This is a genomic window from Streptomyces sp. NPDC029292 (assembly GCF_055569295.1).
Genome location: NZ_JBVHXR010000060.1, coordinates 1 through 1,221, shown reverse-complemented (window position 1 = coordinate 1,221; position 1,221 = coordinate 1). Strand labels below are relative to the sequence as shown.

1 protein-coding gene is annotated in these 1,221 nt (G+C 71.3%); it reads right to left on the bottom strand.

From position 1 onward, the window contains the following. Positions 1 to 51: 51 nt before the first annotated feature. Positions 52 to 1,221 (bottom strand): IS701 family transposase (locus ACZ4WS_RS47795; protein WP_467990513.1); only part of this gene is annotated, 1,170 nt, incomplete at its 5' end.

Here is a 1,221-nt window from a genome sequence, read left to right as displayed (position 1 = left end):
CGGTCCAGAGGGCGAGGAGTAATTGCAGCTCGCGGACGACCTGGTAGAGGCTCAGGCCGGCGCCGCGTCTTTTGGGGCCCGGGCCAGTCGTTGCAGGGTGCAGAAGGCGTGCGCGACGGAGACGAGGGTGACGTGGTGGTGCCAGCCGGTCCAGGTCCGGCCCTCGAAGTGGGCAAGTCCCAGGGCCTGTTTCATCTCCCGGTAGTCGTGTTCGATGCGCCAGCGGAGTTTGGCGAGCCGGACCAGCGTGGTCAGAGGCATGCCGGAGGGCAGGTCGGACAGCCAGAACTGCACCGGCTCGCTCTCACCGGCGGGCCATTCGGCCAGCAGCCAGCACTCCGGCAGCTCCGGGCCGTCGGTGGCCTGGCGGACCTCGCGTCCGGCAGGCCGGATGCGCAAGGCCACGAAGCGGGAGTACATCCGCTTGCGGCCCGAGCGGCCGGTGCCGGGCCGGGAGCCCTCCCGCCACTGCACCGGCCTGGCCGCCTTCCGGCCCGCCGCGATGACCAGCTCCTTCACCGGCCGCGGCTTGTCGGGATACTTCGCCATCGGCGGGCGTCCGGTCCCGGAGTACGGCTCGGCCACCGGCACCGCGCCGGCGGGCTGGGCCGACAGCGTGGTGGAGATCCCCACCACGTAGTTCAGGCCGCGGGCCTGCAGTCCGTGCCGGAACGCGGCAGCATCGCCGTATCCGGCGTCCGCGACGGCCAGCGGCACCTCGATCCCCCAGGAGCGGGTCTCATCGAGCATGTCCAGGGCCAGCTGCCACTTCTCCACATGCCCGACATCGTCCGGGATGCCGCAGGCGGTGCGGCGGGCGACCTTGTCCGCATCGGCCTTCGGTGAGGCGGGATCCCATGTCCCGGGCAGGAACAGCCGCCAGTTGACCGCCGCCGAGGCATGGTCGGACGCGAGGTGGAGTGAGACGCCGACCTGGCAGTTGGTGACCTTGCCCGCGGTGCCGGTGTACTGCCGCGACACACACGCCGACGCGGTCCCGTCCTTCAAAAACCCGGTGTCGTCGAAGACCAGGGCCTCCGGCCCGATCGCCTCCTCCATCCGCCAGGCCAGCTGGGCCCGGATGTGCGCGGGGTCCCAGGGGCTGGTGGTGATGAAGTTGGCCAGTGCCTGACGATTGCCGTCCTCCCCGAGCCGGGCGGCCATCGGCTCGACCGACTTACGCTGCCCGTCGGTCAGCAGCCCCCGCAGATAAACCTGCCC